The 26,078-nt window shown below is 66.4% G+C and carries 31 protein-coding genes; 13 read left to right on the plus strand and 18 right to left on the minus strand.

Features of this window, described 5'->3' with window-relative positions:
- Positions 1 to 220: 220 nt before the first annotated feature.
- Complete coding sequence (locus BCEP18194_RS41695; protein WP_167316020.1) at positions 221 to 388, plus strand: hypothetical protein; 168 nt, start codon at positions 221 to 223, stop codon at positions 386 to 388.
- Between the two features lie 43 nt (positions 389 to 431).
- Here BCEP18194_RS41695 and BCEP18194_RS19235 read toward each other — a convergent pair whose 3' ends face one another.
- Positions 432 to 1,334, minus strand: coding sequence for a LysR family transcriptional regulator (locus tag BCEP18194_RS19235; RefSeq protein WP_011352928.1), 903 nt, complete (start codon positions 1,332 to 1,334; stop codon positions 432 to 434).
- 117 nt (positions 1,335 to 1,451) lie between these two features.
- Here BCEP18194_RS19235 and BCEP18194_RS19240 point away from each other — a divergent pair, with 117 nt between their 5' ends.
- Together BCEP18194_RS19240 and BCEP18194_RS19245 are read left to right on the plus strand one after the other, a co-directional pair.
- Complete coding sequence (locus BCEP18194_RS19240) at positions 1,452 to 2,189, plus strand: SDR family oxidoreductase (RefSeq protein ID WP_011352929.1); 738 nt, start codon at positions 1,452 to 1,454, stop codon at positions 2,187 to 2,189.
- A gap of 40 nt (positions 2,190 to 2,229) precedes the next feature.
- Entirely contained in the window at positions 2,230 to 3,129 is a 900-nt protein-coding gene (locus BCEP18194_RS19245) for an SDR family oxidoreductase (protein ID WP_011352930.1), read from the plus strand.
- A 36-nt stretch (positions 3,130 to 3,165) separates the two neighbouring features.
- On the opposite strand, the gene BCEP18194_RS19250 is transcribed toward BCEP18194_RS19245, so the two are convergent.
- Positions 3,166 to 4,050: an alpha/beta fold hydrolase gene (locus tag BCEP18194_RS19250; RefSeq protein ID WP_011352931.1), complete on the minus strand. Its 885-nt coding sequence runs from the start codon at positions 4,048 to 4,050 to the stop codon at positions 3,166 to 3,168.
- 106 nt (positions 4,051 to 4,156) lie between these two features.
- On the opposite strand from BCEP18194_RS19250, the gene BCEP18194_RS19255 reads away from it, so the two are divergent.
- Entirely contained in the window at positions 4,157 to 5,053 is an 897-nt protein-coding gene (locus BCEP18194_RS19255; RefSeq protein WP_011352932.1) for a LysR family transcriptional regulator, read from the plus strand.
- Between the two features lie 40 nt (positions 5,054 to 5,093).
- Here BCEP18194_RS19255 and BCEP18194_RS19260 read toward each other — a convergent pair whose 3' ends face one another.
- The 4 genes from BCEP18194_RS19260 to copC form a co-directional block, all read right to left on the minus strand.
- Complete coding sequence (locus BCEP18194_RS19260) at positions 5,094 to 6,029, minus strand: LysR family transcriptional regulator (RefSeq protein WP_011352933.1); 936 nt, start codon at positions 6,027 to 6,029, stop codon at positions 5,094 to 5,096.
- A 167-nt stretch (positions 6,030 to 6,196) separates the two neighbouring features.
- The gene (locus BCEP18194_RS19265; protein ID WP_011352934.1) at positions 6,197 to 6,970 is read right to left on the minus strand and encodes an SDR family oxidoreductase; all 774 of its coding nucleotides are present in this window, start codon (positions 6,968 to 6,970) and stop codon (positions 6,197 to 6,199) included.
- 183 nt (positions 6,971 to 7,153) lie between these two features.
- The gene (locus BCEP18194_RS19270) at positions 7,154 to 7,654 is read right to left on the minus strand and encodes a DinB family protein (protein WP_011352935.1); all 501 of its coding nucleotides are present in this window, start codon (positions 7,652 to 7,654) and stop codon (positions 7,154 to 7,156) included.
- A 65-nt stretch (positions 7,655 to 7,719) separates the two neighbouring features.
- Positions 7,720 to 8,094 (minus strand): copper homeostasis periplasmic binding protein CopC, encoded by a 375-nt coding sequence (gene copC / locus BCEP18194_RS19275; RefSeq protein ID WP_011352936.1) that lies wholly within the window; start codon positions 8,092 to 8,094, stop codon positions 7,720 to 7,722.
- Positions 8,095 to 8,208: 114 nt separating this feature from the next.
- On the opposite strand from copC, the gene BCEP18194_RS19280 reads away from it, so the two are divergent.
- Both BCEP18194_RS19280 and BCEP18194_RS19285 read left to right on the plus strand, forming a co-directional pair.
- The gene (locus BCEP18194_RS19280) at positions 8,209 to 8,925 is read left to right on the plus strand and encodes a pseudouridine synthase (RefSeq protein ID WP_011352937.1); all 717 of its coding nucleotides are present in this window, start codon (positions 8,209 to 8,211) and stop codon (positions 8,923 to 8,925) included.
- Positions 8,926 to 9,033: 108 nt separating this feature from the next.
- Positions 9,034 to 9,219 (plus strand): hypothetical protein, encoded by a 186-nt coding sequence (locus BCEP18194_RS19285; RefSeq protein WP_011352938.1) that lies wholly within the window; start codon positions 9,034 to 9,036, stop codon positions 9,217 to 9,219.
- On the opposite strand, the gene BCEP18194_RS19290 is transcribed toward BCEP18194_RS19285, so the two are convergent.
- On the minus strand, positions 9,202 to 10,239 hold the full coding sequence (locus BCEP18194_RS19290) for an NAD-dependent epimerase/dehydratase family protein (protein WP_011352939.1): 1,038 nt from the start codon (positions 10,237 to 10,239) through the stop codon (positions 9,202 to 9,204). The two genes, BCEP18194_RS19285 and BCEP18194_RS19290, sit on opposite strands and share 18 nt — an antisense overlap.
- A gap of 107 nt (positions 10,240 to 10,346) precedes the next feature.
- Between BCEP18194_RS19290 and BCEP18194_RS19295 the strand changes: the two genes are divergently transcribed.
- The 3 genes from BCEP18194_RS19295 (at position 10,347) to BCEP18194_RS19305 (ending at position 13,325) form a co-directional block, all read left to right on the plus strand.
- Complete coding sequence (locus tag BCEP18194_RS19295) at positions 10,347 to 11,378, plus strand: CDP-6-deoxy-delta-3,4-glucoseen reductase (protein WP_011352940.1); 1,032 nt, start codon at positions 10,347 to 10,349, stop codon at positions 11,376 to 11,378.
- Positions 11,379 to 11,671: 293 nt separating this feature from the next.
- Positions 11,672 to 12,856 (plus strand): acetylornithine transaminase, encoded by a 1,185-nt coding sequence (locus BCEP18194_RS19300; RefSeq protein WP_011352941.1) that lies wholly within the window; start codon positions 11,672 to 11,674, stop codon positions 12,854 to 12,856.
- A gap of 13 nt (positions 12,857 to 12,869) precedes the next feature.
- Entirely contained in the window at positions 12,870 to 13,325 is a 456-nt protein-coding gene (locus BCEP18194_RS19305) for a GNAT family acetyltransferase (RefSeq protein WP_011352942.1), read from the plus strand.
- Positions 13,326 to 13,349: 24 nt separating this feature from the next.
- Here the strand turns inward: BCEP18194_RS19305 and BCEP18194_RS19310 are convergent, their stop codons facing one another.
- The 9 genes from BCEP18194_RS19310 to BCEP18194_RS42270 form a co-directional block, all read right to left on the minus strand.
- Positions 13,350 to 14,021: a DUF2278 family protein gene (locus BCEP18194_RS19310; RefSeq protein ID WP_011352943.1), complete on the minus strand. Its 672-nt coding sequence runs from the start codon at positions 14,019 to 14,021 to the stop codon at positions 13,350 to 13,352.
- A gap of 295 nt (positions 14,022 to 14,316) precedes the next feature.
- On the minus strand, positions 14,317 to 15,033 hold the full coding sequence (locus BCEP18194_RS19315; RefSeq protein WP_011352944.1) for an ABC transporter ATP-binding protein: 717 nt from the start codon (positions 15,031 to 15,033) through the stop codon (positions 14,317 to 14,319).
- Positions 15,033 to 15,809, minus strand: coding sequence for an ABC transporter ATP-binding protein (locus BCEP18194_RS19320; RefSeq protein WP_011352945.1), 777 nt, complete (start codon positions 15,807 to 15,809; stop codon positions 15,033 to 15,035). The genes BCEP18194_RS19315 and BCEP18194_RS19320 overlap by 1 nt, the downstream gene beginning before the upstream one ends.
- Before the next feature lie 24 nt (positions 15,810 to 15,833).
- Positions 15,834 to 17,003: an ABC transporter permease subunit gene (locus BCEP18194_RS19325; RefSeq protein ID WP_011352946.1), complete on the minus strand. Its 1,170-nt coding sequence runs from the start codon at positions 17,001 to 17,003 to the stop codon at positions 15,834 to 15,836.
- An 18-nt stretch (positions 17,004 to 17,021) separates the two neighbouring features.
- On the minus strand, positions 17,022 to 17,972 hold the full coding sequence (locus tag BCEP18194_RS19330) for a branched-chain amino acid ABC transporter permease (protein WP_011352947.1): 951 nt from the start codon (positions 17,970 to 17,972) through the stop codon (positions 17,022 to 17,024).
- 211 nt (positions 17,973 to 18,183) lie between these two features.
- Complete coding sequence (locus BCEP18194_RS19335) at positions 18,184 to 18,927, minus strand: amino acid-binding protein (RefSeq protein ID WP_011352948.1); 744 nt, start codon at positions 18,925 to 18,927, stop codon at positions 18,184 to 18,186.
- Positions 18,928 to 19,130: 203 nt separating this feature from the next.
- Complete coding sequence (gene ispH, locus BCEP18194_RS19340; protein ID WP_011352949.1) at positions 19,131 to 20,111, minus strand: 4-hydroxy-3-methylbut-2-enyl diphosphate reductase; 981 nt, start codon at positions 20,109 to 20,111, stop codon at positions 19,131 to 19,133.
- A gap of 2 nt (positions 20,112 to 20,113) precedes the next feature.
- On the minus strand, positions 20,114 to 20,569 hold the full coding sequence (locus BCEP18194_RS19345; protein ID WP_011352950.1) for an FKBP-type peptidyl-prolyl cis-trans isomerase: 456 nt from the start codon (positions 20,567 to 20,569) through the stop codon (positions 20,114 to 20,116).
- Positions 20,570 to 20,580: 11 nt separating this feature from the next.
- Positions 20,581 to 20,706, minus strand: coding sequence for a hypothetical protein (locus tag BCEP18194_RS42270; protein WP_256989988.1), 126 nt, complete (start codon positions 20,704 to 20,706; stop codon positions 20,581 to 20,583).
- Between BCEP18194_RS42270 and radC the strand changes: the two genes are divergently transcribed.
- From radC to nadB, 4 genes are all read left to right on the plus strand, one after another.
- Positions 20,705 to 21,478, plus strand: a complete 774-nt coding sequence (gene radC / locus BCEP18194_RS19350) for a RadC family protein (RefSeq protein WP_011352951.1) — start codon at positions 20,705 to 20,707, stop codon at positions 21,476 to 21,478. The genes BCEP18194_RS42270 and radC overlap by 2 nt on opposite strands.
- Before the next feature lie 239 nt (positions 21,479 to 21,717).
- Positions 21,718 to 21,951, plus strand: coding sequence for a 50S ribosomal protein L28 (rpmB, locus tag BCEP18194_RS19355; protein ID WP_004186391.1), 234 nt, complete (start codon positions 21,718 to 21,720; stop codon positions 21,949 to 21,951).
- 17 nt (positions 21,952 to 21,968) lie between these two features.
- Positions 21,969 to 22,136, plus strand: coding sequence for a 50S ribosomal protein L33 (rpmG, locus tag BCEP18194_RS19360; protein ID WP_006478046.1), 168 nt, complete (start codon positions 21,969 to 21,971; stop codon positions 22,134 to 22,136).
- Positions 22,137 to 22,296: 160 nt separating this feature from the next.
- Positions 22,297 to 23,883, plus strand: a complete 1,587-nt coding sequence (gene nadB / locus BCEP18194_RS19365) for an L-aspartate oxidase (protein WP_011352952.1) — start codon at positions 22,297 to 22,299, stop codon at positions 23,881 to 23,883.
- Positions 23,884 to 23,974: 91 nt separating this feature from the next.
- Here nadB and nadC read toward each other — a convergent pair whose 3' ends face one another.
- On the minus strand, positions 23,975 to 24,859 hold the full coding sequence (gene nadC, locus BCEP18194_RS19370) for a carboxylating nicotinate-nucleotide diphosphorylase (RefSeq protein WP_011352953.1): 885 nt from the start codon (positions 24,857 to 24,859) through the stop codon (positions 23,975 to 23,977).
- Positions 24,856 to 25,992 (minus strand): quinolinate synthase NadA, encoded by a 1,137-nt coding sequence (gene nadA, locus BCEP18194_RS19375; RefSeq protein WP_011352954.1) that lies wholly within the window; start codon positions 25,990 to 25,992, stop codon positions 24,856 to 24,858. The genes nadC and nadA overlap by 4 nt, the downstream gene beginning before the upstream one ends.
- Positions 25,993 to 26,078 lie beyond the last annotated feature (86 nt).

Below are 26,078 nucleotides of genomic sequence, written 5' to 3' on the forward strand. Positions count from 1 at the left end.
TTACCGGCACATCACGAACTCCCTAATTATCAAGGAATTAGCAAGGTTATTTCGTTCGGGCCCTGACTCCAGCATTCTCGCAGCGTGATGCACTGCGCCTCCCGAAACCCGCGCAAGCTCGCTGCTTCGCAGATTTTTTGTTTTTGCCGAACCCACGCGCAACGCATGCCCCCGCGCAACAGTCCAAGCATCATGAGGATGCGCGGCACGGAGGCATGCCATGTCAATGCGCACGATTCGATCTCCGCTCTGCCGCCGCGTGCTCGCCGCGGTGCTGTCGCTCATGGTGGCCGGATGCGACGTACTGACCGCGCCGCCGGTGCCGGACTGGCCGGGCCCGCACGCGCCCTACCCGTTCCCGGACAATATTCCGCATCGCACCGAATGAACGCGCGGGAAAGCCGTCGTCGGCACGTCAACTCAGCTCAGGCTCAGGCCATCAACGCCCGAACGAAGTCGAGAAACACGCGTACCTTCGCCGAAACGAGATTGGACGCGTGGTGATACGCGTAAAGCGGAAACTTCTCGTCCGCCCACTCCGGCAGCAGCAGCATCAGCCGCCCGTCGGCGAGGATGTCGCGCGCATAGAGCTCCAGCAACTGCGCGATCCCCGCGCCACCCAGGCACGCGCCGAGCAGCATGCCCGTGTCGTTGACCATCAGCCGGCCGGCGGCATCGAACGGCACCACCTCCTTGCCGCGATGGAATTCCCATTCGAACGGCCGCCCCGTCACTGGATCGCGGATCAGCACGCAACGATGCCCGTCCGCAAGATCCCGCGGGTGCCGCGGTTCGCCGTGACGCGCGACATAGGCCGCCGACGCGCAAGTGAGCACGCGCGTTTCCAGCAGCAGCCGCGCACGGTATGACGACGGCTCCGGAATACCGAACCGCACCGCCACGTCGAACCCGTCGGCGACGAGATCGCCCATCCGGTCGCGCACGCTGATTTCGACCGACAGGTCGGGAAAGCGGTCGAGAAACTCCGCCATCTTCGGCGCCAGCACGTAGTGGCCGAAGGTCGCGTCGACGTTGACGCGCAGCCGCCCCCTGACACGCGCCTTCGACTGGCCGGCGTCGATCGCCGCATCTTCGATGCCGGCCAGCAGCGGCGCGACCGCTTCATAGAAGCGCCGCCCTTCGTCGGTCAGCGTGATCGCGCGCGCCGTGCGGTTGAAGATCCGGATGCCGACGCGCTCTTCCAGCCGGGCGACGGCACGGCTCACCGCCGGCTGCGTCAGCCCCATCGCCTCACCGGCGCGCGCGAAGGTGCCGGCCTCGATCACCGCCGAGAGCACGCCGATGCCGCTCAAAAGCCTGCTGTCGAATGCCATGAGACATACTTTTAGTCATTCTTGATCTGATCATTATTCATTATTTTTATTGACTGAGGAAGCCTACATTAGTCCTGTCGCCGGATCACACGGCACTCACGAATCAAGGAGCAGGACATGAGCACATCGGAACAGGTCGCCCTCGTGACGGGCTCGTCGCGCGGCATCGGCGCGGAAATCGCCCGCCGTCTCGCCCGTGACGGTTTCAGGGTCGTCGTGAACTATGCCGGCGGCGCCGGCCCGGCCCGGGAAGTGGTCGACGCGATCGTCACCGACGGCGGCACGGCCGTCGCGGTGCAGGCGGACGTCGCCGACCCGGTGGCGGTGGCCGCGCTGTTCGACGCGGCCGAGCAGGCATTCGGCCGGATCGACGTCGTCGTCAACAGTGCGGGCGTGATGAAGCTCGCGCCCCTCGCCGAGTTCGACGACGCAGCGTTCGACCAGACCGTCGCAATCAACCTGAAGGGCGCGTTCAACGTCAGCCGCGAGGCAGCGAAGCGCGTGCGCGACGGCGGCCGCATCGTCAACCTGACCTCGAGCGTGATCGGCATGCGCCTGCCGACCTACGGCGTGTACATCGCGACCAAGGCCGCTGTCGAGGGCATGACGCAGGTGCTCGCGCAGGAGATGCGCGGTCGCGGCATCAGCGTGAACGCCGTCGCACCGGGCCCGGTGGCGACCGAGCTGTTCCTGCAAGGCAAGAGCGCCGAACTCGTCGACCGGATGGCGAAGATGAACCCGCTGGAGCGGCTCGGCCAGCCGGCCGACATCGCCAGCGTCGTCGCGTTCCTCGCCGGCCCCGACGGCGCGTGGGTCAACGGTCAGATCCTGCGCGCCAACGGCGGCATGTGCTGACCGGCCGCCCGTCACGCCCCCCTCTTACCGGAGATCGATCATGAAGGAAGTCATTCTCGTCACGGGCGCGTCCAGCGGCTTCGGCCTGCTGTCGGCCCAGGCGCTCGCCCGCGCCGGCCATACCGTCTACGCGTCGATGCGCGAAAGCGCCGGCCGCAACGCGCCGCGCGTCGCCGCCATCGCCGCCTACGCGCAGGAACACGGCGTCGACCTGCGCACCGTCGAACTCGACGTCGGCGACGACGCGTCCGTCGGCGCCGCCATCGATCGCGTGATCGCGGACAACGGCCGCCTCGACGTCATCGTCCACAACGCCGGCCACATGGTGTTCGGCCCGGCCGAAGCGTTCACGGCCGAGCAGATCGCCCAGCTCTACGACATCAACGTCGTGTCGACCCAGCGCGTGAACCGCGCGGCGCTGCCGCACCTGCGCCGCCAGGGCCGCGGCCTGCTCGTGTGGGTGTCGTCGTCGTCCGCGCGCGGCGGTACGCCGCCGTTCCTCGCCCCCTACTTCGCCGCGAAGGCCGCGATGGATTCGCTCGCGGTGTCCTATGCGGCCGAACTCGCCCGCTGGGGGATCGAGACGTCGATCGTCGTGCCGGGCGCCTTCACCCAGGGCACGAATCACTTTGCCCACGCAGGCAAGCCGGCCGACGCGGCCGTTCAGGCTGCCTACGTCGACGGCCCCTATGCGGGCGTCGCCGAGCAGGCGCTTCAAGGCCTCGCCGCGCTCGAACCGGCGGACGCCGATGCCGGCACCGTCGCGACCGCGATCGCCGACATCGTCGCCGCCCCCGCCGGCAAGCGCCCGTACCGCGTGTTCGTCGATCCGTCGCAGGACGGCGCGGAGGAAGTGTTCCGCGTCGGCGATCGCATCCGCCGCGAGATGTTCAGGAACATCGGCCTCGCCGACCTGCTCGCGGCCCGCGTCGGCGGCTGATCCACCGTGCGCCGGCCACGCCGGCGCGCATCAGCCTTACGCGCAGAATCCGAGGATCGCGTCGGCGACCGCCGCGGGCGCCTCGCGCTGCGGAAAGTGGCCGACGCCGTCCAGCACCTGCCGCGCGTAGCGCCCCGCAAAGAACCGCTCGCGCCCGGCCGAACTGTCCGGATGATTGCAGGTGTCCGCGCCGCCGTGCAGCACCAGCGTCGGCAGCGCCAGCACCGGCGCGGGATTCAGCCGCGCATCGTCGTCGGCACCGGCCGGCGTGCCCGGGGTGAATCCCCACCGATGCCGGTACGAATGCAGTACGACGTCGGTCCAGTCCGGCCCGTCGAACGCGGTGGCGGCCGCCTCGAAATCGCTGTCGCGATACCAACCCGGCGGCGACCACGTGTCCCACATCAAGCGGGCAAACGCGCGGCGATCGTCGCGCAACGCCTGCTCGCCGCGCGGCGTCGCCATGAACCAGTGATACCAATAATTGCGCGCCTGCAGCAGCGACAGCGGCTGCCCTGGATCGTTGGTGCCGTACCCCACCGACAGCATCACGAGATGCGATGCGACGCCGTCGCGCAGCCCGCACGCGTTCGCGACCGCCCGGGCGCCCCAGTCGTGCCCGACCAGCACGGGCCGCTCGATGCCAAGCGCATCGACGAAGTCGAGCAGGTCGCGCCCGAGCGCCGCAAGCTGGCCGCTACGCGGCACGGACGCGTCGCGAAAGCGGGTCGGCGCAAAGCCGCGCAGCGCGGGCGCGAGCACGCGGTAGCCGCGCGCGGCGAGCGCGGCCGCCACGGCGTCCCAGCCAACCGGGCTATCCGGCCAACCGTGCAGCAGCACGGCCACGCGCTCACCGCGCGGGTTCCATTCGAGATAGGCAATGTCGAGCGACGCGGTCGTCGCATGCGCATAGGTCGTCATCGTGCACTCCGTTGGGTCGATCCGAGTGCACGATGGTAGGCCGGCCTTTCATCACGATTCACGGAGTATCATTGTTCATTCTTCGAGTATTGCGTTGAATTGATCCATGGACCCGCTGACCGATCCCGCATCGACCTCGCTCGACATCACGCTGCTGCGCACCTTCCTCGAAGTCGTCGACAGCCGCGGGTTCGCGCCGGCCGCGGAACGGCTCGCGCTGACGCCGTCCGCCGTCAGCGGCCACATCAAGCGGCTCGAACAGGCGGCCGGCACGGTGCTGCTCGCGCGCACGACCCGCCGCATCGCGCTTACGCCAGCCGGCGACACGCTGTACGCGTACGCGCGCAACATCGTCGACATGGAGCGCGAAGTGCGCGCGAGGCTGCGCGGCGCGCCGGCGCACGGGCCGCTACGGGTCGGCGCGTCGGAGGATTTCGCGGGCGCGTGGCTGCCGCAGGTGCTGCGCACGTTTCGCGACCGTCACCCGCGCACGTCGATCGAGCTGAAGGTCGGCATCACCGCGTCGCTGCTGCGCGAGCAGACGCTCGGCCGGCTCGACGTCGTGTTCGGCAAGCAGTGCCGGCAGGTCGACACCCCGGGCGAACTGCTGTGGGAAGAACCGCTCGTGTGGGCGTTCGCGTCGGATCGCGCGCTCGACGCCGGCGACGACGTGCCGCTCGCGCTGTTTCCGCAGCCATGCGTCTATCGGGAAGCCGCCGTCGCGGCACTTGCCGCTGCACTGCGGTCGTTCCGCGTGCTGTTCGAGAGCAGCAGCATGGCCGGCTGCGTGTCGGCCGCGCTCGCGGGCTTCGCGGTCACCGCGTTGGCGCGCAGCCAGCTGCGCGACGGCCTGCGCGAATGCGGGCCGCAGGACGGTCTGCCGGCGCTGCCGGCCGCGCGCTTTTACGCATTCGCCGCGAAACCGGACGGCGCCGGCGCGGCATTGATCGATGCGGTGCGGGAAACCGGGCGCAGCCGGCAGTTCGCGGCGCTGCCCGACTGAAACACGCACGACGGCGCGTGACGGCAACCGGCCGTGCCGGTCAGTCGCCCTCCGCGCCCGCGCCCTCCCCGCCGCTCGTCAGCGCGTTCGCCATCAGTTCCCCGAACCATTCGATGAACGCATTGAGCCGGCGCGAACGATGGCGCCGATGCGGATAGACGGCCGACACGTCCATCGGTGCGGCACGGTGGTCGGGCATCACGTCGACCAGTGCGCCGCTGTCGAGCAGATGTTGGACGTCGAAGCGCGGAATCTGGATCAGCCCCATTCCGGCGATGCAGCTGGCGATATAGGTTTCGGCGTTGTTGACGATCACGCGGCTCGGCAGCCCGAGTGTGTGCCGCTCCCCGTCCGCACAATATTCCCAGTCGAGTTCGCGCCCGGTCGTCGGCGACACATAGCCGATCGCCCAGTGTCCGTGCGCAAGCGCATCCGGATGCTCGGGCACGCCGCATTCGCGCAGGTAGTCGGGGCTCGCGCAGTTGATCAGCGTGAACTGCCCGAGCGGCCGCACGACGAGGCTGCTTTCCGCGAGCCGCCCCACGCGAATCGCGCAGTCGACGCCCTCCTGTACCAGGTCGATCGAACGATCGGTCGAGCCGAGCGACAGTTGCAGCTTCGGGTAACGGTGAAACAGCGACGGCAGCGCGGGCGCCACCATGCGGCGCGCGATCCGGCTCGGCACATCGACGGTCAGCCGGCCGATCACGTCGCGGTCGCGGCCGCGGAACAGGCGGTCGAGTTCGTCGGCCTCCGACAGCAGGCGCCGGCCGCGTTCGAGCAGCAGCGTGCCATCGGCGGTCAGCTGCACCTGGCGTGTCGTGCGGTGCAGGAGGCGTGTGCCGAGCCCCGTCTCGAGCTGCTGCACGGCCGCCGACACGGTCGCGCGCGGCACGTCGAGCGCATGGGCGGCCTTGATGAAGCTGCCCATCTCGGCAACCTGCAGGAAGATTCTGACCTGATCCAGCTTGTCCATCGGCAGAGAACCCAGGTTCGGACGAACGCCGCCGCCAGCCGTCACGCATCGCGGCGAGGTCCGGCGGCACAGAGAAAACGGGCACGCAGCCGCGAGGCCACGCGCCCGTCCATTGTCCACGCAAACGCGCCATTGCGGTGCGCCCGCGCGGCCCGTTGCCGGGTCGGTTACTTGGTCGTATAGCCGCCGTTGATCAGGATCGTCTGGCCCGTGATCCACCAGCCGTCGGTGACGAGATGGCGGATGAACGGCACGACGTCCTCGATGTCGGTCAGGCCCGTCTTGCTGAACGGCGACAGCGCGGCCGCCGTCTTGTGATAAGCGACCGCATCGGCGCCTTCGGCCGGGTAGAAGAACGGCGTGTCCATCGGGCCCGGACCGACGGCCGTCACCGAGATCCCGCGCGCGCCGTATTCCTTCGACGCCGCGCGCGTGAAATGCTCGACCGGCGCCTTCGACCCTTCGTACGCCGCATAGAACGGCGTGAACGCGCCGAGCAGCGACGTCACGAGCGTGACGAGCTTGCCGTGATCCTCGAGGTGCCGCCCCGCTTCCTTGATGAAGAAGAACGCCGACTTGCTGTTCACCGCGAACATCTCGTCGTACTCGGCCTCGCTGATCTCGGTGAACGGCTTCTTCAGCACCTTGCCGACCGTGTTGATCGCGATATCGATCTTACCGAAGTGCTGCTTCGCGTCGTCGAACAGCTTCTCGACCGCGGCGGCCGTCGTCAGGTCGCCCTGGAACGTTGCCGCTTCCGCGCCGGCGGCACGCACCGCGGCAGCCGTTTCCTCGGCCTGCGCCTGCGATGCGGCACTGTTGTAATGAATCGCCACGGCCTTCGCGCCGTGGCTCGCCAGATCCCGCGCGATCAGGCCGCCGAGATTCTTTGCGCCGCCTGCGATCAGGACGACCTTGTCTGCGAGCGTATGAGTTGCCACGGTTGACTCCTTTTCTCGTTGAACGAAGCTTGGAGTGTAGGCACGCGCGACGCACCGGTCAGCCAGTCGCGGCTGGATGGATTATCCAGAAAAACGATCCAATCGAAGCGCGGCAGTGCAGCCTGCCGTACCGACAACCGCGCCGGAATCTGCGCTCGATTGATTGCGCGAATGCCGGCCGGCTCAGTGCGCGTACAGCGTCGCGTCGATCTTGCCGAGCAGCCACTGCATGCCGGCCAGATGCTGCTGGTCGTGGCTGCACAGGTAGTGAACGAGCCCGCGCACGGTCAGCGAACCGTAGCCGTCGAACGCCCCGGTGCGCGCGAACTGTTCGGGCGTGAGGCGCGACACGAGGTCGAGCGTCTCGCGCCGCGCTTCGCGGATCGCCGCGAGCACGTCGGACGCATACGCATCGTTGTAGCGACGCTCGATCGCGAGCGCGTCGCCATCGATCGACACGAGCAGCGGCCGGTCTTCGTCGAGCATCCGCCGCAGCCGCACGTGATAACCGTCGATCTCGATGTCGCGCACGTGGCAGAGCTGCCCGAGCGGCGAGAAATGCTCGCTCGGGATCCCGGCCCAGTCGTCGGGCGTCCAGCGCGCGTAGCCATCGGGTACGGCCGCGAAATGCGCTTCGAGCTGACGGGGGAAATCGGCGAGTGCGTCGAGCGTCGTCGGGTTCATGCGGGAAACTCCCTGTCGGATGAGGGCGACGGCAACCCTGGCACGGGCCTGCCGCCGCCGTTGCGTCACTTCACGCTGAAGCCGTACGCGCCCTGCGTGCGGTGCCCGTCGGTCGCGACGGCCACCCATTTCACCGTATAGGCACCAGTGCCGACCGCCGTGAGCGGCACCGTCATCTGCTTGCGGTTCGACGCGTCGATGCGCGCACGGCCGTCCGACACCGTCTTGCCGTCGCCGTCGACGACGACGATCGAGCTGAACGCCGGCTCCAGCGGCTCGGTGAAGTCGATCGTGACGGCGGCCGGTGCGGCAGCCACCGCCGCGCCCGCCGCCGGATCGCTCTTCGCAAGGTGCGCGTGCGCGAACGCGGCCGACGAGACGGTGGCGGCCACGACGACGGCAGCGGCCTTGCGGCCGAACGGGAACGAAGCAAAAGACATGGGCTTTCCGTGAAGAATGAACGGGCGCCGCGCCCCGCGCGGCGTACCGGCAGCTTACCAGCGCATGCACGTTCATGCCGGTCGCGCGCCATCGCTTGATAGAATGCGCGCGCTATGGATCTCGAAAGCATTCTCTACACCCAGGGCTTCGGCTCGCGCCGCCAGTGCCGCGGCCTGATCGAAGCAGGCCGCGTCACCGTGGCGGGCGCCAGCGCGACCGACCCCGACGCCACGTTCGATACCGACGGCCTCGTGTTCTCGGTCGACGATACGGCGTGGCCGTTCCACGCGCATGCATATCTCGCGCTCAACAAGCCGGCCGGCTACGAGTGTTCGCGCGATCCGCAACACCACGCGAGCGTGTTCAGCCTGCTGCCCGCACCGCTCGTCGCGCGCGGCGTGCAGTGCGTCGGACGTCTCGACCAGGACACGACGGGCTTGCTGCTGCTGTCCGACGACGGCCAGTTCGTGCACGCGTACACGTCGCCGAAGCGCAAGGTACCGAAGACCTACGTGGCGACCGTGCGCCACCCGCTCGACGACACGCAGTTGAACACGCTGCGCACCGGCGTGCAGCTCCACGGCGAGCCGAAGCCGATCGCGGCGGTCGCCGCCGACGCGCGCGACACGCACGCGCTCGCGCTGACCGTCCTCGAAGGCAAGTATCACCAGGTCAAGCGCATGGTCGCGGCGGCGAGCAATCGCGTCGAAGCGCTGCATCGCGAAAGCATCGGCGGCTTCACACTGCCGGGCGATCTCGCACCGGGTGCGTGGCGCTGGCTCGATGACGCCGACCTTTCAGCACTGCGCAATCCCGTCGAAACCCTGTAAGGGAAAATCCGCACGACCGTTCGACGTCCAGCCGCATCTCGGCCGCATGTTCCCCCGCTATACTGAAATCACAAGCTGTAAGAGAACAGCGACGTAGGGGGAGGCATCATGAACAACCATACTTTTGAACTGTCGTACGTAATGATCGCGTTCGCGGTCATCGGTGTCATCGTGATCGGCGGGCTGCTGGCCGCGATGCACATGAAGCACAAATATCATCCGAACCTGATTGGCGCGCTGATCGGCGCGCTGCTGTGCTTCCTGCTGATCGAGGCGCTACCGGCGCTCACCTGATGCGCTGCCCGGCGCGAGCGTTTGAAGGAAATCATCTACGGTCGGATAGCGCAACGTCACGCACAATTCGGCCTTGAGCCGTGCGTTGGACAGGCGCCGCGACTCGCGCATGAACGACAGCAGTGTCGGTTCGAGCTGACGCTCGGCGTCCGCGCGGCTGACGCGTGGCGGCCTCGGCAGGCCGAGCACCTGCGCGACCCGGTCGAAATACTCCCCCATCCGCAGTTCGCTGTCGTCCGACGCGTGCACGGCGCGCGCCGGCTTGCCGCGCTCGGCCGTGCGGCGCAGGATCACGGCGAGATCGTCCGCGTGGATGTGGTTCGTGTAGACGTCGTCGGCCGGTTCGAGCGCCGGCGTGCCGCGCTCGAGCCGTGCGATCGGCAGGCGGTTCGCCGCGTAGATGCCCGGAATGCGCACGATGCGCGCGGACAGCACGCCGCGCACCGTCGCCGCACGCAGCTGCCGCTCGGCCGACACGCGCCGGAACGCGCGTGGATTCGCGGGACGCAGCGGGTGCGTTTCGTCGATGCGCGCACCGCCGCAGTCGCCGTAAACGCCCGTCGTACTGGCGTAGACGAGCCTCGGCGCACGAAGGCCGTCGGGTACAATACGCGCTGCCCGAATGGGCGCGCCGGCCTGTCGGATCGCGGTGCGCAGCGTTCGGAGCCGGCCGACCGCCGGTGCCGGCGGCACCGGTGGACGTCGTGCAGGCACGGTCGTTGCGGCGATGAGCGCACGCGTGCGCCGGTCGTCGCGGCCATCGGACTGCGGCGGCGCGAGATGCAGGATCGTGCGGGCCAGGCCCGCGAGGCGGCCGAGCGTCGCCCGGCGATCGAGGTCGCCGACGATCGGCGTCGCGCCTGCGGCGCGCAGTTCGTCGCGGCGGGCCGGATGGCTCGTCAGCGCGAAGATCCGCAGGTTGCGGCGCGTGTCGCGCCATTGCGCGACGCAGCGCATGCCGACGTCGCCGCAGCCGACGATCAGTGCGCGCGGCCGGCGCAGGATTCGAGTCGCGATCATGTTGGTTGCGAAATCAGTAGCCACCGCTGCGCGACGCGCAACGGGTTTGCATTGTAGCTGCCGTGCTCGACATGCACGGTCCCCACATTTTGTTCTAGTTTGGTTCTATGGCATTCAACGTCACTCTCAAGCAAAGCGGCCGGCAATTCCAGGTCGAGTCGGACGAAACCGTGCTGGCGGCTGCGCTGCGCCAGAACGTCCATCTGCCGTACGGCTGCAAGAACGGCGCGTGCGGCTCCTGCAAGGGCCAGATCGTGTCGGGCCAGATCGAACAGGGCCCGCACGCCGCGTCGGCACTGTCCAACGACGAACGCACGCGCGGCCTCGCGCTGCTGTGCTGCTCGAAGGCGCAGTGCGATCTCGAAATCGACGTGCGTGAAATCGCCGGCGTCGACGGCGTGCAGGTCAAGAAGCTGCCGTGCCGGATCGCCGCACTCGAGCGCAAGGCCGACGACGTGATGGTCGTGAAGCTCCAGTTGCCCGCCAACGAACGCCTGCAGTATCTCGCGGGCCAGTACGTCGAGTTCATCCTGAAGGACGGCTCGCGCCGCAGCTACTCGATGGCGAACGCGCCGCACGAGGAAGGCCCGGTTGAGCTGCACATCCGCCACATGCCGGGCGGCAAGTTCACCGACCACGTGTTCGGTGCGATGAAGGAGCGCGACATCCTGCGCTTCGAAGGCCCGCTCGGCACATTCTTCCTGCGTGAAGATTCCGACAAGCCGATCGTGCTGCTCGCATCGGGCACGGGCTTCGCGCCGATCAAGGCGATCATCGAGCACGTGAAGCACACGGGCATCACGCGCCCGATGACGCTCTACTGGGGCGCGCGCCGCAAGAAGGACATCTATCTCGGCGAGCTCGCCGAACAATGGGCGCGCGAGATCCCGAACTTCAAGTACGTGCCGGTGCTCTCCGAGCCGGACGCCGGCGACCAGTGGACGGGCCGCACCGGTTTCGTCCATCGTGCGGTGATCGAGGACCTGCCCGATCTGTCGGGCCACCAGGTGTATGCATGCGGCGCGCCGGTGATGGTCGAATCCGCACAGCGCGACTTCACGCAGCACCACGCACTGCCCGCCGACGAGTTCTACGCGGACTCGTTCACGAGCGCCGCCGATCTCGCGCATCCGGTCTAACGCCTGCGCACCCGCGTACCGCACTGCGCCCCGCGATGTCACATCCGTGGCATCGCGGCGGTTTACAGTGAGGCGCGGGATGCCTTATGCTTGCGCACATGAACTGCTTCCTGTCCGCCCTTCGACGTCGCCGCTCGCCGCTCCGCCCGGATGCCGCAGGCTCGTCACGGACTCGCGCGTAACCCCCACACTGCTTCACCGGTTACGCACAAGCTGTTCGACCCACCAGCCACGGCCTTCCGTGGCTTTTTTATTGCCTGTTTCCCTTTCAACGTCCGCTGGAGTCTGCTGCCATGCCCCTGAACGATTACCCGATCGACTCGCTGATGTACATCACGAACCGCCCCGACATCGTGTTTACGCACGGCAAGGGTTCGTGGCTCTACGATCACACGGGCAAGCGCTATCTGGACTTCATCCAGGGCTGGGCCGTCAACAGCCTCGGCCATTGCAACGAAGGCATCGTCGAAGCGCTGAAGACGCAGGCGGAAAAGCTGCTGAACCCGTCGCCCGCGTTCTACAACGAACCGATGGCGAAGCTTGCCGGCCTGCTCACGCAGCACAGCGTGTTCGACAAGGTGTTCTTCACGAACAGCGGCGCGGAAGCGAACGAAGGCGCGATCAAGCTCGCGCGCAAGTGGGGCCGCAAGTTCAAGAACGGCGCGTACGAGATCATCACGTTCGACCACAGCTTCCACGGCCGCACGCTCGCGACGATGTCGGCCAGCGGCAAGCCGGGCTGGGACACGATCTACGCGCCGCAGGTGCCGGGCTTCCCGAAGGCCGAGCTGAACGACATCAACTCCGTCGAGAAGCTGATCACCGACAAGACCGTCGCGGTGATGCTCGAGCCGATCCAGGGTGAAGGCGGCGTGATTCCGGCCACGCGTGAATTCATGCAGGCGCTGCGCGCGCTGACGAAGCAGCACAACCTGCTGCTGATCGTCGACGAAGTGCAAAGCGGCTGCGGCCGTGCGGGCACGCTGTTCGCGTACGAGCTGTCCGGCATCGAGCCGGACGTCATGACGCTCGCGAAAGGCATCGGCGGCGGCGCCCCGCTCGGCGCGCTGCTGTCGAAGGCCGAGTTCGCGGTGTTCGAGGCCGGCGACCAGGGCGGCACGTACAACGGCAACCCGCTGATGACCGCGGTCGGCTATTCGGTGATCTCGCAGCTTGTCGCGCCGGGCTTCCTCGAAGGCGTGCGTGCGCGCAGCGAATACCTGAAGCGCAAGCTGCTCGAGCTGTCGGAAGAGCGCGGCTTCGAAGGCGAACGCGGCGAAGGCCTGCTGCGCGCGCTGCTGCTGGGCAAGGACATCGGCCCGCAGATCGTCGAGAAGGCGCGCGACATGCAACCCGATGGCCTGCTGCTGAACGCCGCGCGGCCGAACCTGCTGCGCTTCATGCCCGCACTGAACGTGACGACCGAAGAAATCGACCAGATGATGGCGATGCTGCGGTCGATTCTCGACACGCTCTAAGGAGACCGCCGCGATGGATGCCGCCGCCGATGCTGTTGCAATCCGCCCGTTCGAACGCGCCGACACCGATGCCGTGCTCACGGTATGGCGCGACGCGTTCCCGCAGTACGACGACTCGGACGCGCCGCCGCACCGCAATCCGCTGCGATCGATCGAACTGAAGCTCGCGACGCAGCCGGAACTGTTCTTCGTCGCGACCAGCGGCGCACGCGTGGTCGGCACGCTGATGGCGGGTTTCGACGGACATCGCGGCTGGCTCTACTCGTTCGGCGTATCGAACGACGCGCGGCGGCTCGGCATCGGCCGCGCATTGATCGCGCATGCGGAACGCGCGCTCGCCGCGCGCGGCTGCCTGAAGATCAACCTGCAGGTGCTGCCCGGCAACGACGATGCGTGCCGCTTCTACGCGGCGCTCGGCTATCGCGTCGAGGAACGCATCTCGTTCGGCAAGACGCTGCCGGCCGCATGACGCGAAGGCCGGCAGCCCGCGATCTCAACGCGTGATCGGCCCCGCGCCCGGCAGCGGATTGCCGAGCGCGTCGGTCGGCACGGCCTGCTGCTCGAACGCGGCGAAATACGCGGCCCACTGCGTGTCGCTCACGCGCACGATCAGCGCACCGTCCTGCCAGATGTCGTTGTGGTCGTTGTGGTCGTCGCCGGCGCGATGCAGGTAGTTCGAGCCGGTCGACCCCTGGTTCATGTGCGTGTCGTGGATGCCGTTGCCTTCGGTATACGAGCGGCCGAACACGACGACGTCGAGCCCCTGCGACTGCGCGGCGTTCACCAGCCGCAGCAGCGACGGGATCGGCTCCTGATTCTCCGTGCCGTCCATCACGGCGCTCGGGCGCCATGTGCCCGTGTCGTTCAGGATGTCGCTGCGCATGTAGTCTAGCGCGGGCAGCGCGGCCTGCCCCGTCAGGTCCGTATAGCCTTCGGCCGCGGCTGCAAGCGTCTGCGTGATCGGGTGGTGGAAATCGTAGACGAGCTTGTAGTTCAGCAGGTCGTCCGCGTCGTTGGTGCCGACGTTGATCGCGACGTCCCAGTCGCCTCCGGGCAACGCCAGCGTCAGGTGAATGTGATACTGGATCTCGCTGCCGTGCGGCGAGCCCTTCAGCTTCGCCACCGATGTCACCTTCGCCTTCACGAAACCGTAGTCCAGACTCATGCGTGTTCTCCGTGTGCCGATGGGCCGCCGATGCTACAGGGCCCGTGTGTCGGTTTGCGGGCGACCAGCTGCGGGCGACCGGCAACCAGCAACCAGCAACCGCCCTCCTCGTTCCCGCGCCGCATGCGCGGCGCAACAGTCGAATGGAGTCGCGCCCGCCCGCACAAGTTCGACCGGAATCGCATCACACGAAAAAAAAGGCTGTCACGGCATCCCGTGACAGCCTTTCGAAAGCCCGTGTGCGACGCGCCCGGCATCTGCCGTCGCGCGCCGCCGGGCCCGCTCATTCACTCACTCATTCACCCAGGTACGCGGCACGCACCTTCGGATCGTCGAGCATCTGCTTCGCATCGCCTTCCATCGTGACCGTGCCCGAATCCATCACGTAGCCGCGGTCGGCCGCCTGCAGCGCGAGGCGCGCGTTCTGCTCGACGAGCAGCACCGTGATGCCCTCCTTCGAGATTTCACGCACCACTTCGAAGATCTTCTCGACCATGATCGGCGACAGGCCCATCGACGGCTCGTCGAGCAGCAGCAGCTTCGGCTTCGAGAGGATCGCGCGCGACATCGCCAGCATCTGCTGCTCGCCGCCCGACAGCGTGCCCGCGAGTTGCGTCGCCCGCTCCTTCAGGCGCGGGAAGAAGCCGAACATGCGGTCGACGTCCTTCTTGATCTGCTCGGTGTCGTTGCGCAGGTACGCGCCCATCTGCATGTTCTCGATGATCGACATCCGCGCGAAGATCCCGCGGCCTTCCGGCACCATCGCGAGGCCGCGCTTGAGCAGCTCGTGTGTCGGCATGCCCTTGATCGACTTGCCGTCGTACTCGATGTCGCCTGCCGAATACGCCTTGAGACCCGTGATCGCCTTCATCGTCGTGGTCTTGCCTGCGCCGTTCGCGCCGATCAGCGTCACGAGCTCGCCCTGACGAACTTCCATGTCAACGCCCTTGACGGCCTGGATGCCGCCATAGTTGACCTGCAAGCCCTTGATTTTCAACATTGCCGCTGCCATCAGTGCACCCCTGCGCCGAGATATGCCTCAATCACCTTCGGATTCTTCTGCACGTCCTGCGGCAGACCCTCGGCGATCACCTTGCCGTAATCGAGCACCGTCATCCGGTTGCACAGCCCCATCACGAGCTTCACGTCGTGCTCGATCAGGAGAATCGTGCGGCCGTCCGAGCGGATCTTGTCGAGCAGGCGCGTGAGTTCGACCTTCTCGGTCGCGTTCATCCCGGCCGCCGGCTCGTCGAGCGCGAGCAGCTTCGGGTCGGTGGCCAGTGCGCGCGCGATCTCGAGACGGCGCTGGTGGCCGTACGACAGGTTGCGCGACGTGTAGTCCGCGTACTGCAGCACGCCAACGTATTCGAGCAGCTCGATCGCGCGTTCCTTGATCTCGCGCTCTTCCTGGCGTTCGGCCGGCGTCTGGAACACCGCGCCGAGCAGCCCGTGCTTGGTGCGCACGTGGCGGCCCACCATCACGTTCTCGAGGGCCGTCATCCCGCCGAACAGGCGGATGTTCTGGAACGTGCGCGCGATACCCGTCTTCGCGACCTGATGCACCGCGGTCGGCTTGTATTCCGTGCCGTCGAGCTTGAATTCGCCGGAGTCCGGCGTGTACAGGCCCGTGATCACGTTGAAGAACGTCGTCTTGCCGGCTCCGTTCGGGCCGATCAGGCCGTAGATCTCGCCTTCCTTGATCTCGAGGCCGACGTCGGACAGCGCCTGCAGGCCACCGAAGCGCTTGTTCACGCCTTTGACGGACAGTCGGATTTGTTTGTCGCTCATGTGTATATCCCCTGTGTCCGTCGATTAAGCACGAACCGGCTTCTTGCTGTTGCGCTTCGCCAGTTTCGCGATCTTGTCCTCATGCTTCGGTGCGGGCCACAGGCCTTCCGAGCGGTACAGCATGATGACCACCATCGCGAGGCCGTACAGCGCCTGACGGATCACTTCGGTATCGACGACGTCATGGCCGAAGATCGCGTGCTGCAGCGGGCTCATCGTCGAGCGCAGGAATTCCGGGAAGATCGCGAGCAGCACCGCACCCAGGATCACGCCCGGGATGTGGCCCATGCCGCCGAGCACCACGCAGGCGAGCACGACGATCGACTCCCAGAACGTGAACGATTCCGGCGACACGAAGCCCTGGAACGAACCGAACATCGCACCCGACAGGCCGCCGAACGACGCGCCCATCGCGAATGCGAGCAGCTTCACGTTACGGGTGTTGATGCCCATCGCCTTCGCCGCGATTTCGTCTTCGCGGATCGCCGCCCATGCGCGGCCGATACGCGAGTGCTGCAGGCGCGTACACACCCAAATCACCAGCAGCGAGCACAGCACGAACAGGTAGTAATACATGTAGACCGACGGCAGCTGGATCCCGAACAGCGAATGGGTCTGCGCGAGGCTGAAGTCGCCGATGTGCACCGGATCGATGCCCGTGATCCCCTTCGGGCCGTTGGTGATGTTCACCGGACGGTCGAGGTTGTTCATGAAGATCCGGACGATTTCACCGAAGCCGAGCGTCACGATCGCCAGGTAGTCGCCGCGCAGGCGCAACGTCGGCGCGCCGAGCAGGATCCCGAAGGTCGCCGCCAGTGCCATCGCGATCGGCACGATGACGAAGAACGGAAAATGCAATCCGTTCGGCGCCAGCGCCGCGATCCACTCGAATTGCGAGCTCAGGTGCGGCGAGCTCAACAACGCCGCCGTGTACGCGCCCACCGCGTAGAACGCGATGTAGCCCAGGTCGAGCAGGCCGGCGAAGCCGACCACCACGTTAAGACCCAGCGCGAGCATCACGTACAGCATCGCGAAGTCGAGCACACGGACCCAGTAGTTGCCGCCGGCCGAGCCGATGATGATCGGCGCCGCGATCACGAAGACCGCGGTCAGGACACCGATGATGATGGTCTTGGTGGTGTTGCGCTCTTCGACGAGCGACGTCGAGGATTCGATCGGTTGAATGGATGTCATGTTGTTTGCTCCCTTCCGTTACGCGCGATCCGCGACACGTTCGCCCAGCAGGCCGGACGGACGGAACACCAGCACGATGATCAGCACGATGAAGGCGAACACGTCCTGGTAGTTACTGCCGAATACGCCGCCCGTGAGGTTGCCGATGTAGCCGGCCCCGAGCTGTTCGATCAGGCCGAGCAGCACGCCGCCGACCATCGCACCGCCGAGGTTGCCGATCCCGCCCAGCACCGCGGCCGTGAATGCCTTCATGCCGGGGATGAAGCCCATGTAGAAGTGCACGTTGCCGTATTCGGATGCGATCATCACGCCGGCCAGCGCGGCGAGCGCGGAGCCGATCATGAACGTCGCGGAGATCACGAAGTTCGGGTTCACGCCCATCAGGCTCGCGGTGTTCGGGCTTTCGGCGATCGCGCGCATCGCACGGCCGAGCTTGGTCTTGTGCACGAGCAGCAGCAGGCCGGCCATCACGATGAACGCCACCGCGATGATCACGATTTCAGTCACCGAGATCACGGCGCCGGGCGTCGTGTCGGTTGCCTTGATCACGTTGATCGGATCGGTCGGCAGCAATTGCGGGAACGGCAGCGGGTTGCGCGACCAGATGATCATCGCGGCGGTCTGCAGCAGGATCGACACGCCGATCGCGGTGATCAGCGGGGCGAGGCGCGGTGCGCGACGCAGCGGCCGGTATGCGACCCGTTCGATCGTGAATCCGACGAACGCACAGACGACCGCGGCGATGCCCAGGCCGATCGTCAGCGTCGCGACGTTGCCGAGTCCGGGGAAATGGTTCTGCAGCACGGTGATGGCCGACAGGGCGACCATCGCGCCGATCATCAGCACGTCGCCATGCGCGAAGTTGATGATGCCGAGAATGCCGTACACCATCGTGTAGCCCAACGCGATGATGGCGTAGACACTGCCGAGCACCAGCCCGTTGAGAACCTGCTGGACGAAAATATCCATTTAAAGCTCCTTGGCCCGTGCTGCCGGAGGACGTTGCGCCCCGCGGGTAAGCGAGGAATCGCGCCTTCTCGGCGACACTGCGGGTACTAGTCGATACCGGTAAGGGTGGATCGTCCCGGCGCGCGCCGCCCGGCCTGTACGGCCGGACCTGCCGCCGGAGCGGATACAAAAACGGCACCGCACTGTTCCGGTGCCGTCATGAGTCCCGTCGCTAAATCGTCACGACATCGAGGACGGTGTTCGTGGCCTCCTTGAAGTCGTAGGGCAGCATGCCGAGACGGCCATCGTCCGGTTGCCCGGCATCCGTGCCTTTTCCTGTCCGGCGCGAGGCAAGCCCCGCACCCGGGCAGATCGGATTCCGTGCCGCGCGACCTCGCAAGGCATCGCGAACGCCGCGCCCGACATTCGTCAGGACTGCGTCGGAATCCATCGTACGAACCAGGCCGCGCGCCGCGACACCATTGCTCGCGGCAACGCGCTGTTTCGTCGAATCGAATTGAAAGGGGACTGGCGACATCGGCACGCTGCCCGCATCGCCGGGCACCCTGGCCGGCCTGCGTCGATCGGCGCGCACGGTCGCTGTCACGCCACGACCGGCGGCTTGCGGTGCTGCAACCTGCGTGCCCGCTGCCTGGCCGTTCGCCAGGCCAAGCGCGTTGATTTCCTCGATCGCCAAACGTGCCCCGTTTTCCTTGTCCTTGCCCAATTGCGCGATGCGGCACGCGAACGATGCCGCACGACCGGTTCCGGCGACGCGCACGCCGCTGGCCGGCGGTGCCGCGAACACCGCAGCCTCCCTCCCCGCCCCGTCGTCGCTCTTTTTGCTGCAGCCGGCAAGCATTGCAACCGGTGCGGCGACGGACACGGCGTAAGCCAACTTCACGTGCATTGAGTGGTCTCCCGCGCCTTGCCAAAATCCGATTTCAAAGCCATTCAGGCCTGAAAACGGGCGCATTGTAACTCCATTTATAGGACGCCAATAATCCTGATTCGATGGGGTTTTCCTGCATTGCAACCAATTTTGAGAGACGCTTGGAAGCGTTCAGAGCAACCCGGTTGCACCATTAATCCGAATAATGGTTGCGATTGCAATTTCGACAGGCAAAAAAAAGCGCGCCGTAAGGCGCGCTTCGGTGTTCCGCAGGTGCGATGCGTCAATCAGGCAGCGGGCGGCAGGTTCAACCCGCGCGGCAGCGGAAACGACACGTTTTCCTCGATGCCGTCGAGCGCGCGCACATTGCGCACGCCGAGCTCGCGCAGTCGCGCGATCACGGCCTGGGCGAGCACCTCGGGCGCCGACGCGCCGGCTGTCACGCCGATGCGACGCTTGCCTGCGACCCATGCCGGATCGATCTGGTCGGGCGCATCGACCATGTACGCGTCGACGCCGCGCTTCTCGGCCACTTCGCGCAGGCGGCTCGAATTCGAGCTGTTCGGGCTGCCGACGACGATCACGACATCGCACTGCGGCGCCATGAACTTCACCGCGTCCTGGCGGTTCTGCGTCGCGTAGCAGATGTCCTGCTTCTTCGGCTCGCGGATCTTCGGGTACTTGGCCTTCAACGCGCCGATGATCTCGGCTGCGTCGTCGACGGACAGCGTGGTCTGCGTGACGAGCGCGATGCGCTCGGGATCGGCGAGCTCGAGCTTCTGCACGTCCTCGACGCTCTCGACGAGATGCATGCCGCGCTCGACCTGCCCCATCGTGCCTTCGACTTCCGGATGGCCCTTGTGCCCGATCATGACGATGTCGACGCCGTCCTGGCGCATCTTCGCCACTTCGACGTGCACCTTCGTGACGAGCGGGCAGGTTGCGTCGTAAATGCGCAACCCGCGCACGTCGGCCTCGTCGCGCACGGCCTTCGACACGCCGTGCGCACTGAAGATCACGGTATTGCCGGCCGGCACTTCCTCGAGTTCCTCGACGAAGATCGCGCCTTTCTTCTTCAGATCCTCGACCACGTACTTGTTGTGGACGATCTCGTGACGAACGTAGATCGGCGCACCGTGCATCGCGATGGCGCGCTCGACGATCTCGATCGCGCGGTCGACGCCCGCGCAGAAACCGCGCGGCTGGGCCAGCAGGATTTCGGCATCGGCGGCGACGGTCTGCCCGGACAGCGTATCGGTGGTGCTCATGATTACAGGATTCCGATGATTTTCACTTCGAACGTGAGCGCTTGGCCCGCGAGCGGATGATTGAAGTCGAACAGTGCCGAGGTTTCGCTGACTTCCTTCAGCACCCCCGCATATCGGCCACCGTCCGGCGCGTTGAACTCGATCAGTTCGCCCGGCGTGAAATCGTCGCCGACCATCCCGTTCTCGCGCAGCGTCGACAGCGTCACGCGCTGGAGCATGTCGGGATTACGGGGGCCGAACGCCTGTTCGGGCGTTAGCTGAAAAGTCGAATGGTCGCCGACCCTGAGGCCGATCAGAATCTGTTCCAGCGACGGCGCCAGTTGCCCCGCGCCGAGCAGCAGCGTGGCCGGCTTGTCGGTGAAGGTGTTGACGATATCGGCGCCGTCGGCCAATGCCAGCCGGTAATGCAACGTGACGTGGGAACCGGGCTTCACTTCGGATAGATCGATGAGGCTCATGAATTACTCGTTCAGTCGGCGCCCGATACGGCCGAAAGGCCCGGCGCAAAGCCAATATTGTAAGTCACCTGAGCGCGCAAGGCGGAAAGTGCGACGACGTCGCGCACACCGCCCGCCGCCAATGGAGTTTCGAGCATGCTGTCACCCTGCCCAGCCTTGCCGCCCGCCGAATGCCGCGACAGCACCGATCTGCCGGCCGATCCGCCCGGTCGCGTCCTCCCGCTCCACCGGCTCAAGCGCCGCCCGCGCGGCTGGCGGCCCGAGCGGCCGCGCGAGCGATTGCTGGAGCGCGGGCCGGCCGCGCTGACCGACGACGAACTGATCGCCCTGCTGCTCGGCACGGGCAAGCCCGGGCACGACGTGTTCGCCACCGCCCGCGTGCTGGTCACGCAGTTCAAGTCGTTGCACGGGCTGCTCGAGGCGACCGCCGACGATTTCGAGGCGCACCCCGGCATCGGCCCCGCGCGCTCCGCACGGCTGGTTGCGGTCACCGAGATCGCGCGTCGCATGCTGAAGGAGAAAGCGCACGAGAAGCAGCCGATCGATTCGCCCGGCGCGGTCGAGGACTATCTGCGGCTGAAGATCGGCGCACGCCCGTACGAGGTGTTCGCCGCGGTCTACCTCGACGCGCGCCACCGCCTGATCGACATGGAGGAAATCACGCGCGGCTCGCTGACGCGCATGGCCGTCTACCCGCGCGAGATCGTGCGCCGCGCGATGGTGCACAACGCCGCGGCACTGATCGTCGCGCACAACCATCCGTCGGGCGCGGTGCAGCCGAGCGCGGAAGATCGCCGCCTGACCCGCGTGCTGCACGACGCGCTCGCGCTCGTCGACGTACGACTGCTCGATCACGTCGTAATCGGCATCAGCGATACTTTTTCGTTCGCACGGGCCGGCTGGCTGTAGACTGTGCGGTTGCGGCCCGCCCAAGGGCGCCGCAACGGCGATGCGAAATTAGGTTTGATTTTCCTGAGCTTTTTCTGCTAGAATCGCCGTCTGTATTTTTTCCAACCACAGTTCTAGCCATCGAAGGGCCTTGTCTGTAAGGGCTTCGGCGTTCTGAGTGCAGCCATGGATCACGTGGCGGTGCGATGGAACCTTCACCGGCGATCGAACCCCGAATTTAGCGTATTAGGAGTGCTCTCATGGCACGCGTATGCCAAGTAACTGGGAAAGCGCCGATGAGCGGCAACAACGTTTCCCACGCCAACAACAAGACGAAGCGCCGCTTCCTGCCGAACCTGCAAAACCGCCGGTTCTGGGTGGAGAGCGAAAACCGCTGGGTGCGCCTGCGCGTCTCGAACGCCGGCCTGCGCCTGATCGACAAGAACGGCATCGATTCCGTGCTCGCTGACCTGCGCGCACGCGGCGAAGCCTAAGCCCAAGGAGCACAATCATGGCAAAAGGCGCACGCGACAAGATCAAGCTTGAGTCGACCGCTGGTACGGGTCATTTCTACACGACCACGAAGAACAAGCGCAACATGCCGGAAAAGATGGCGATCAAGAAGTTCGATCCCGTCGTCCGCAAGCATGTGGAATACAAAGAAACCAAGATCAAGTAATCTCCGGTTTCTGCTAGCCTGACGGCGACCGAAAAGCCCCGCACATGCGGGGCTTTTTGTTTTGCGCGCACGCTCCGGCGCGACGCGGTATGCTCTCCCCTTTCCGCGGCCACGGCCGCCGGAACGCACAAGATCAAAAGCGTAACGATGGAGATGCAGCATGAAATTCGACGTGGCGATCGTCGGCAGCGGCCTGGCAGGGCTGTCGGTCGCACTCAACCTGGCCAGCACGCGACGTGTCGCGCTGATCGCGAAACGGTCGATGATGGAGGGCGCGAGCGATAACGCGCAAGGCGGCATCGCGGCTGTCCTCGATTCGGCGGACAGCATCGAGAACCACGTCGACGACACGCTGGTCGCCGGTGGCGGCTTGTGCGACGAAGGCGCGACGCGCTATATCGTCGAGCACGGCCGCGAAGCGATCGAATGGCTGATCTCGCAGGGCGTGCCGTTCACGAAGGACGACGCGGCCGAACTCGGCTTCCACCTCACGCGCGAAGGCGGCCACAGCCACCGCCGGATCATCCATGCGGCCGATGCGACCGGCCATGCGGTGCTCGCCACGCTGTCGGCGCGTGCGCGCCAGCATCCGAACATCACGTTCTTCGAAAACCACCACGCGATCGACCTGATCACGTCGGACCGGCTCGGCCTGCCCGGCCGCCGCTGTCACGGCCTGTACGCGCTCGACGTCGACAACGATCGCACGATCACGATCGAGGCGCCGCATACGGTGCTCGCAACGGGCGGCGCCGGCAAGGTGTACCTGTACACGACGAACCCCGACACCGCGACCGGCGACGGCATCGCGATGGCGTGGCGTGCGGGCTGCCGCGTGTCGAACATGGAGTTCATCCAGTTCCACCCGACCTGCCTGTTCCATCCGTATGCGAAGTCGTTCCTGATTTCCGAAGCCGTACGCGGCGAAGGCGGCCTGTTGAAGCTGCCCGACGGCACGCGCTTCATGCCCGCGCACGATCCGCGAGCCGAACTCGCGCCGCGCGACATCGTCGCGCGCGCGATCGACTTCGAGATCAAGAAGCGCGGGATCGACTGCGTGTATCTCGACATCAGCCACCAGCCGGAAGCGTTCCTGCGCGAACACTTCCCGACGATCCACGCGCGCTGCCTCGAATTCGGCATCGACATCGCGAAAGAGCCGATTCCCGTCGTGCCGGCCGCGCACTACACGTGCGGCGGCGTCGTCACCGACCTCGCCGGGCGCACCGATCTCGCGGGCCTGTATGCGGTCGGCGAAACGTCGTACACGGGGCTCCACGGCGCGAACCGGCTCGCGAGCAACTCGCTGCTCGAATGTCTGGTGATCGGCCGCGCGGCGGCCGAGGCGATCGAGGCATCCGGCTTCGATGCCGAAACGCCGGCCACGCTGCCCGCGTGGGACGAAAGCCGCGTGTCGGATGCGGACGAGGAAGTCGTCGTCGCGCACAACTGGGACGAGCTGCGCCGCCTGATGTGGAACTACGTCGGCATCGTGCGCACCGACAAGCGCCTCGAACGCGCGAAGCACCGGCTGTCGCTGCTGCGCGACGAGATCCACGAGTACTACGCGAACTTCCGCGTGACGCGCGACCTGCTCGAGCTGCGCAACCTCGTCGACGTGGCAACGCTGATCGTGAAGAGCGCACACTCGCGCCGCGAAAGCCGCGGGCTGCACTACAGCCGCGACTGGCCGAACTCGCTGCCGAAAGCGCTGCCGAGCGTGCTCACGCCGCGCGCGCGCCGCTGACCGGCACGCCCTTCCTGGCTGCGGCCGCACAAGAAAAAAGCCGTTGGCGTTTGCGCGCCAACGGCTTTTTTGTCTGATCGACGGCGTTCGGTCAGTCGACGATCCGCATCGAATAGTCCGTCGCGCGCACGTCCTTCGTCAGCGCGCCGATCGAGATGCGGTCGACACCCGTCTCCGCGAACGCACGCACCGTATCGAAATTGACGCCGCCCGACACTTCGAGCACGGCCTTGTCCGCAGCCACACGCACCGCTTCACGCATCATGTCGAGCGTGAAGTTGTCGAGCAGCACCGACTGCGCGCGGTGCGCGAGCGCCGTATCGAGTTGCGCAAGCGTCTCGACTTCGACCTGCACGGGCACGCCCGACTCCAGCGCGAACGCCGCGTCGAGTGCCTCGCCGACACCGCCTGCCGCCGCGATGTGGTTTTCCTTGATCAGGATGCCGTCATACAGCGCGAGACGCTGGTTCTCGCCGCCGCCGACGCGCACCGCGTACTTCTGCGCGAGCCGCAGGCCCGGCAGCGTCTTGCGCGTATCGAGGATCTTCGCGCGCGTGCCTTCGACACGATCGACGTAACGACGCGTCGCGGTCGCGACGCCCGACAGCAGCTGCAGGAAGTTCAGCCCGTTGCGCTCGGCCGTCAGCAGCGCGCGCGCCGGCCCTTCGAGTTCGCAAACGGTCGAATCGGGCGTCATCCGGTCGCCTTCGCGATAGTGCCATTGCACGACGATCTCCGGATCGATCCGTGCAATCACGGCCTCGAACCACGGCACGCCACACAACACGGCTTCCTCGCGCACGATGATGCGAGCACGGCGACGCCCGCCGGCCGGTACGAGCCGCCCGGTCTGGTCGCCGGCACCGACGTCTTCCGCGATTGCATCGGCCACGTTGCGTGCGATCGCATCGTCGAATGCCGCGCCGTATTGCTCGCGGACGCTGCTGAACAGCGGGGATACTGCGGAGTTCGTCATGCAGCCCCCACGTTCGCAAACAATTGCTGATCGCGTTGCAGATCACCGCTCGCCTGCACGCGCTTCTTGTGCGCGGCTGCGAAATCGAGCATCCGGTCGATCGGCAGGCGTGCGCGCTCGCCGATCGCGGGATCGACGAAGATCTCGTTGTGACCGCGTTCGAGCACGTCAGCGAGGTTCGCGAGGCCGTTCATCGCCATCCACGGGCAGTGCGCGCAGCTCTTGCAGGTGGCGCTGTTGCCGGCCGTCGGCGCGGCAATGAAGGTCTTGCCCGGTGCCGCAAGCTGCATCTTGTGCAGGATGCCGAGATCGGTCGCGACGATGAAGTGCGTCGCGTTGAACTTGACCGCCGCGTCGATCAGTTGCGTGGTCGAGCCGACCACATCGGCCTGCGCGACGACGTTTTCCGGCGATTCGGGGTGGACGAGCACCTTCGCGTCCGGATACTCGGCGCGCAGCAGGTCGAGCTCGATGCCCTTGAATTCGTCGTGGACGAGACACGAGCCTTGCCACAGCAGCATGTCCGCGCCGGTTTTCTTCTGGATGTAGCTACCGAGATGGCGATCCGGTGCCCAGATGATCTTCTCGCCGCGCGCATGCAGGTCGGCCACGATCTCGAGGCCGATCGACGACGTGACCATCCAGTCCGCACGCGCCTTCACGGCAGCGCTGGTATTCGCGTAGACGACGACGGTGCGGTCCGGATGCGCATCGCAGAACGCCGAGAATTCGTCGACCGGGCAGCCGAGGTCGAGCGAGCAGGTCGCGTCGAGATCGGGCATCAGGATTCGTTTGTTCGGGCTCAGGATCTTCGCGGTTTCGCCCATGAAGCGCACGCCGGCGACGATCAGCGTCTGCGCGTCGTGGTCACGGCCGAAGCGGGCCATTTCGAGCGAATCGGCGACACAGCCGCCGGTTTCGTCGGCGAGTTCCTGCAATTCGGCATCGACGTAGTAGTGTGCGACCAGTACGGCCTTTTCACGCACGAGCAATGCCTTGATGCGCTCCTTCAGCGCGGCCCGCTCTTCGGCGGACGGTGCATCGGGCACCTTGGCCCAGGCCTGCCCCACGCCGCACACGGTCCCTGCTGCAACGGGCCGGTCGTACTCGACGGGTTTGATCGTCGATTGCATCTCCATATCTCCTGTCGGCGGGAGTGAGTGCTTTAGCACTTACTCCCACCCCATGCTTCGCGGTCGATCAGCGCCAGCGCTTTAGC

The organism is Burkholderia lata (assembly GCF_000012945.1).
Lineage (GTDB): Bacteria > Pseudomonadota > Gammaproteobacteria > Burkholderiales > Burkholderiaceae > Burkholderia > Burkholderia lata.

Coding starts and splice junctions, on each gene's coding strand:
- BCEP18194_RS19255 (WP_011352932.1), top strand. CDS start 4,157: ATGGACCCGCTGACCGATCCCGCATCGACCTCGCTCGACATCACGCTG.
- nadB (WP_011352952.1), top strand. CDS start 22,297: ATGAAATTCGACGTGGCGATCGTCGGCAGCGGCCTGGCAGGGCTGTCG.
- BCEP18194_RS19295 (WP_011352940.1), top strand. CDS start 10,347: ATGGCATTCAACGTCACTCTCAAGCAAAGCGGCCGGCAATTCCAGGTC.
- BCEP18194_RS19300 (WP_011352941.1), top strand. CDS start 11,672: ATGCCCCTGAACGATTACCCGATCGACTCGCTGATGTACATCACGAAC.
- BCEP18194_RS19235 (WP_011352928.1), bottom strand. CDS start 1,334: ATGGCATTCGACAGCAGGCTTTTGAGCGGCATCGGCGTGCTCTCGGCG.
- BCEP18194_RS19315 (WP_011352944.1), bottom strand. CDS start 15,033: ATGGCAGCGGCAATGTTGAAAATCAAGGGCTTGCAGGTCAACTATGGC.
- BCEP18194_RS19345 (WP_011352950.1), bottom strand. CDS start 20,569: ATGAGCCTCATCGATCTATCCGAAGTGAAGCCCGGTTCCCACGTCACG.
- rpmG (WP_006478046.1), top strand. CDS start 21,969: ATGGCAAAAGGCGCACGCGACAAGATCAAGCTTGAGTCGACCGCTGGT.
- BCEP18194_RS19285 (WP_011352938.1), top strand. CDS start 9,034: ATGAACAACCATACTTTTGAACTGTCGTACGTAATGATCGCGTTCGCG.
- rpmB (WP_004186391.1), top strand. CDS start 21,718: ATGGCACGCGTATGCCAAGTAACTGGGAAAGCGCCGATGAGCGGCAAC.
- BCEP18194_RS19240 (WP_011352929.1), top strand. CDS start 1,452: ATGAGCACATCGGAACAGGTCGCCCTCGTGACGGGCTCGTCGCGCGGC.
- BCEP18194_RS19330 (WP_011352947.1), bottom strand. CDS start 17,972: ATGGATATTTTCGTCCAGCAGGTTCTCAACGGGCTGGTGCTCGGCAGT.
- BCEP18194_RS41695 (WP_167316020.1), top strand. CDS start 221: ATGTCAATGCGCACGATTCGATCTCCGCTCTGCCGCCGCGTGCTCGCC.
- ispH (WP_011352949.1), bottom strand. CDS start 20,111: ATGAGCACCACCGATACGCTGTCCGGGCAGACCGTCGCCGCCGATGCC.
- BCEP18194_RS19335 (WP_011352948.1), bottom strand. CDS start 18,927: ATGCGCCCGTTTTCAGGCCTGAATGGCTTTGAAATCGGATTTTGGCAA.
- copC (WP_011352936.1), bottom strand. CDS start 8,094: ATGTCTTTTGCTTCGTTCCCGTTCGGCCGCAAGGCCGCTGCCGTCGTC.
- BCEP18194_RS19290 (WP_011352939.1), bottom strand. CDS start 10,239: ATGATCGCGACTCGAATCCTGCGCCGGCCGCGCGCACTGATCGTCGGC.
- BCEP18194_RS19325 (WP_011352946.1), bottom strand. CDS start 17,003: ATGACATCCATTCAACCGATCGAATCCTCGACGTCGCTCGTCGAAGAG.
- BCEP18194_RS42270 (WP_256989988.1), bottom strand. CDS start 20,706: ATGCTCGAAACTCCATTGGCGGCGGGCGGTGTGCGCGACGTCGTCGCA.
- BCEP18194_RS19280 (WP_011352937.1), top strand. CDS start 8,209: ATGGATCTCGAAAGCATTCTCTACACCCAGGGCTTCGGCTCGCGCCGC.
- BCEP18194_RS19245 (WP_011352930.1), top strand. CDS start 2,230: ATGAAGGAAGTCATTCTCGTCACGGGCGCGTCCAGCGGCTTCGGCCTG.
- BCEP18194_RS19250 (WP_011352931.1), bottom strand. CDS start 4,050: ATGACGACCTATGCGCATGCGACGACCGCGTCGCTCGACATTGCCTAT.
- nadA (WP_011352954.1), bottom strand. CDS start 25,992: ATGCAATCGACGATCAAACCCGTCGAGTACGACCGGCCCGTTGCAGCA.
- BCEP18194_RS19320 (WP_011352945.1), bottom strand. CDS start 15,809: ATGAGCGACAAACAAATCCGACTGTCCGTCAAAGGCGTGAACAAGCGC.
- BCEP18194_RS19270 (WP_011352935.1), bottom strand. CDS start 7,654: ATGAACCCGACGACGCTCGACGCACTCGCCGATTTCCCCCGTCAGCTC.
- nadC (WP_011352953.1), bottom strand. CDS start 24,859: ATGACGAACTCCGCAGTATCCCCGCTGTTCAGCAGCGTCCGCGAGCAA.
- radC (WP_011352951.1), top strand. CDS start 20,705: ATGCTGTCACCCTGCCCAGCCTTGCCGCCCGCCGAATGCCGCGACAGC.
- BCEP18194_RS19305 (WP_011352942.1), top strand. CDS start 12,870: ATGGATGCCGCCGCCGATGCTGTTGCAATCCGCCCGTTCGAACGCGCC.
- BCEP18194_RS19310 (WP_011352943.1), bottom strand. CDS start 14,021: ATGAGTCTGGACTACGGTTTCGTGAAGGCGAAGGTGACATCGGTGGCG.
- BCEP18194_RS19260 (WP_011352933.1), bottom strand. CDS start 6,029: ATGGACAAGCTGGATCAGGTCAGAATCTTCCTGCAGGTTGCCGAGATG.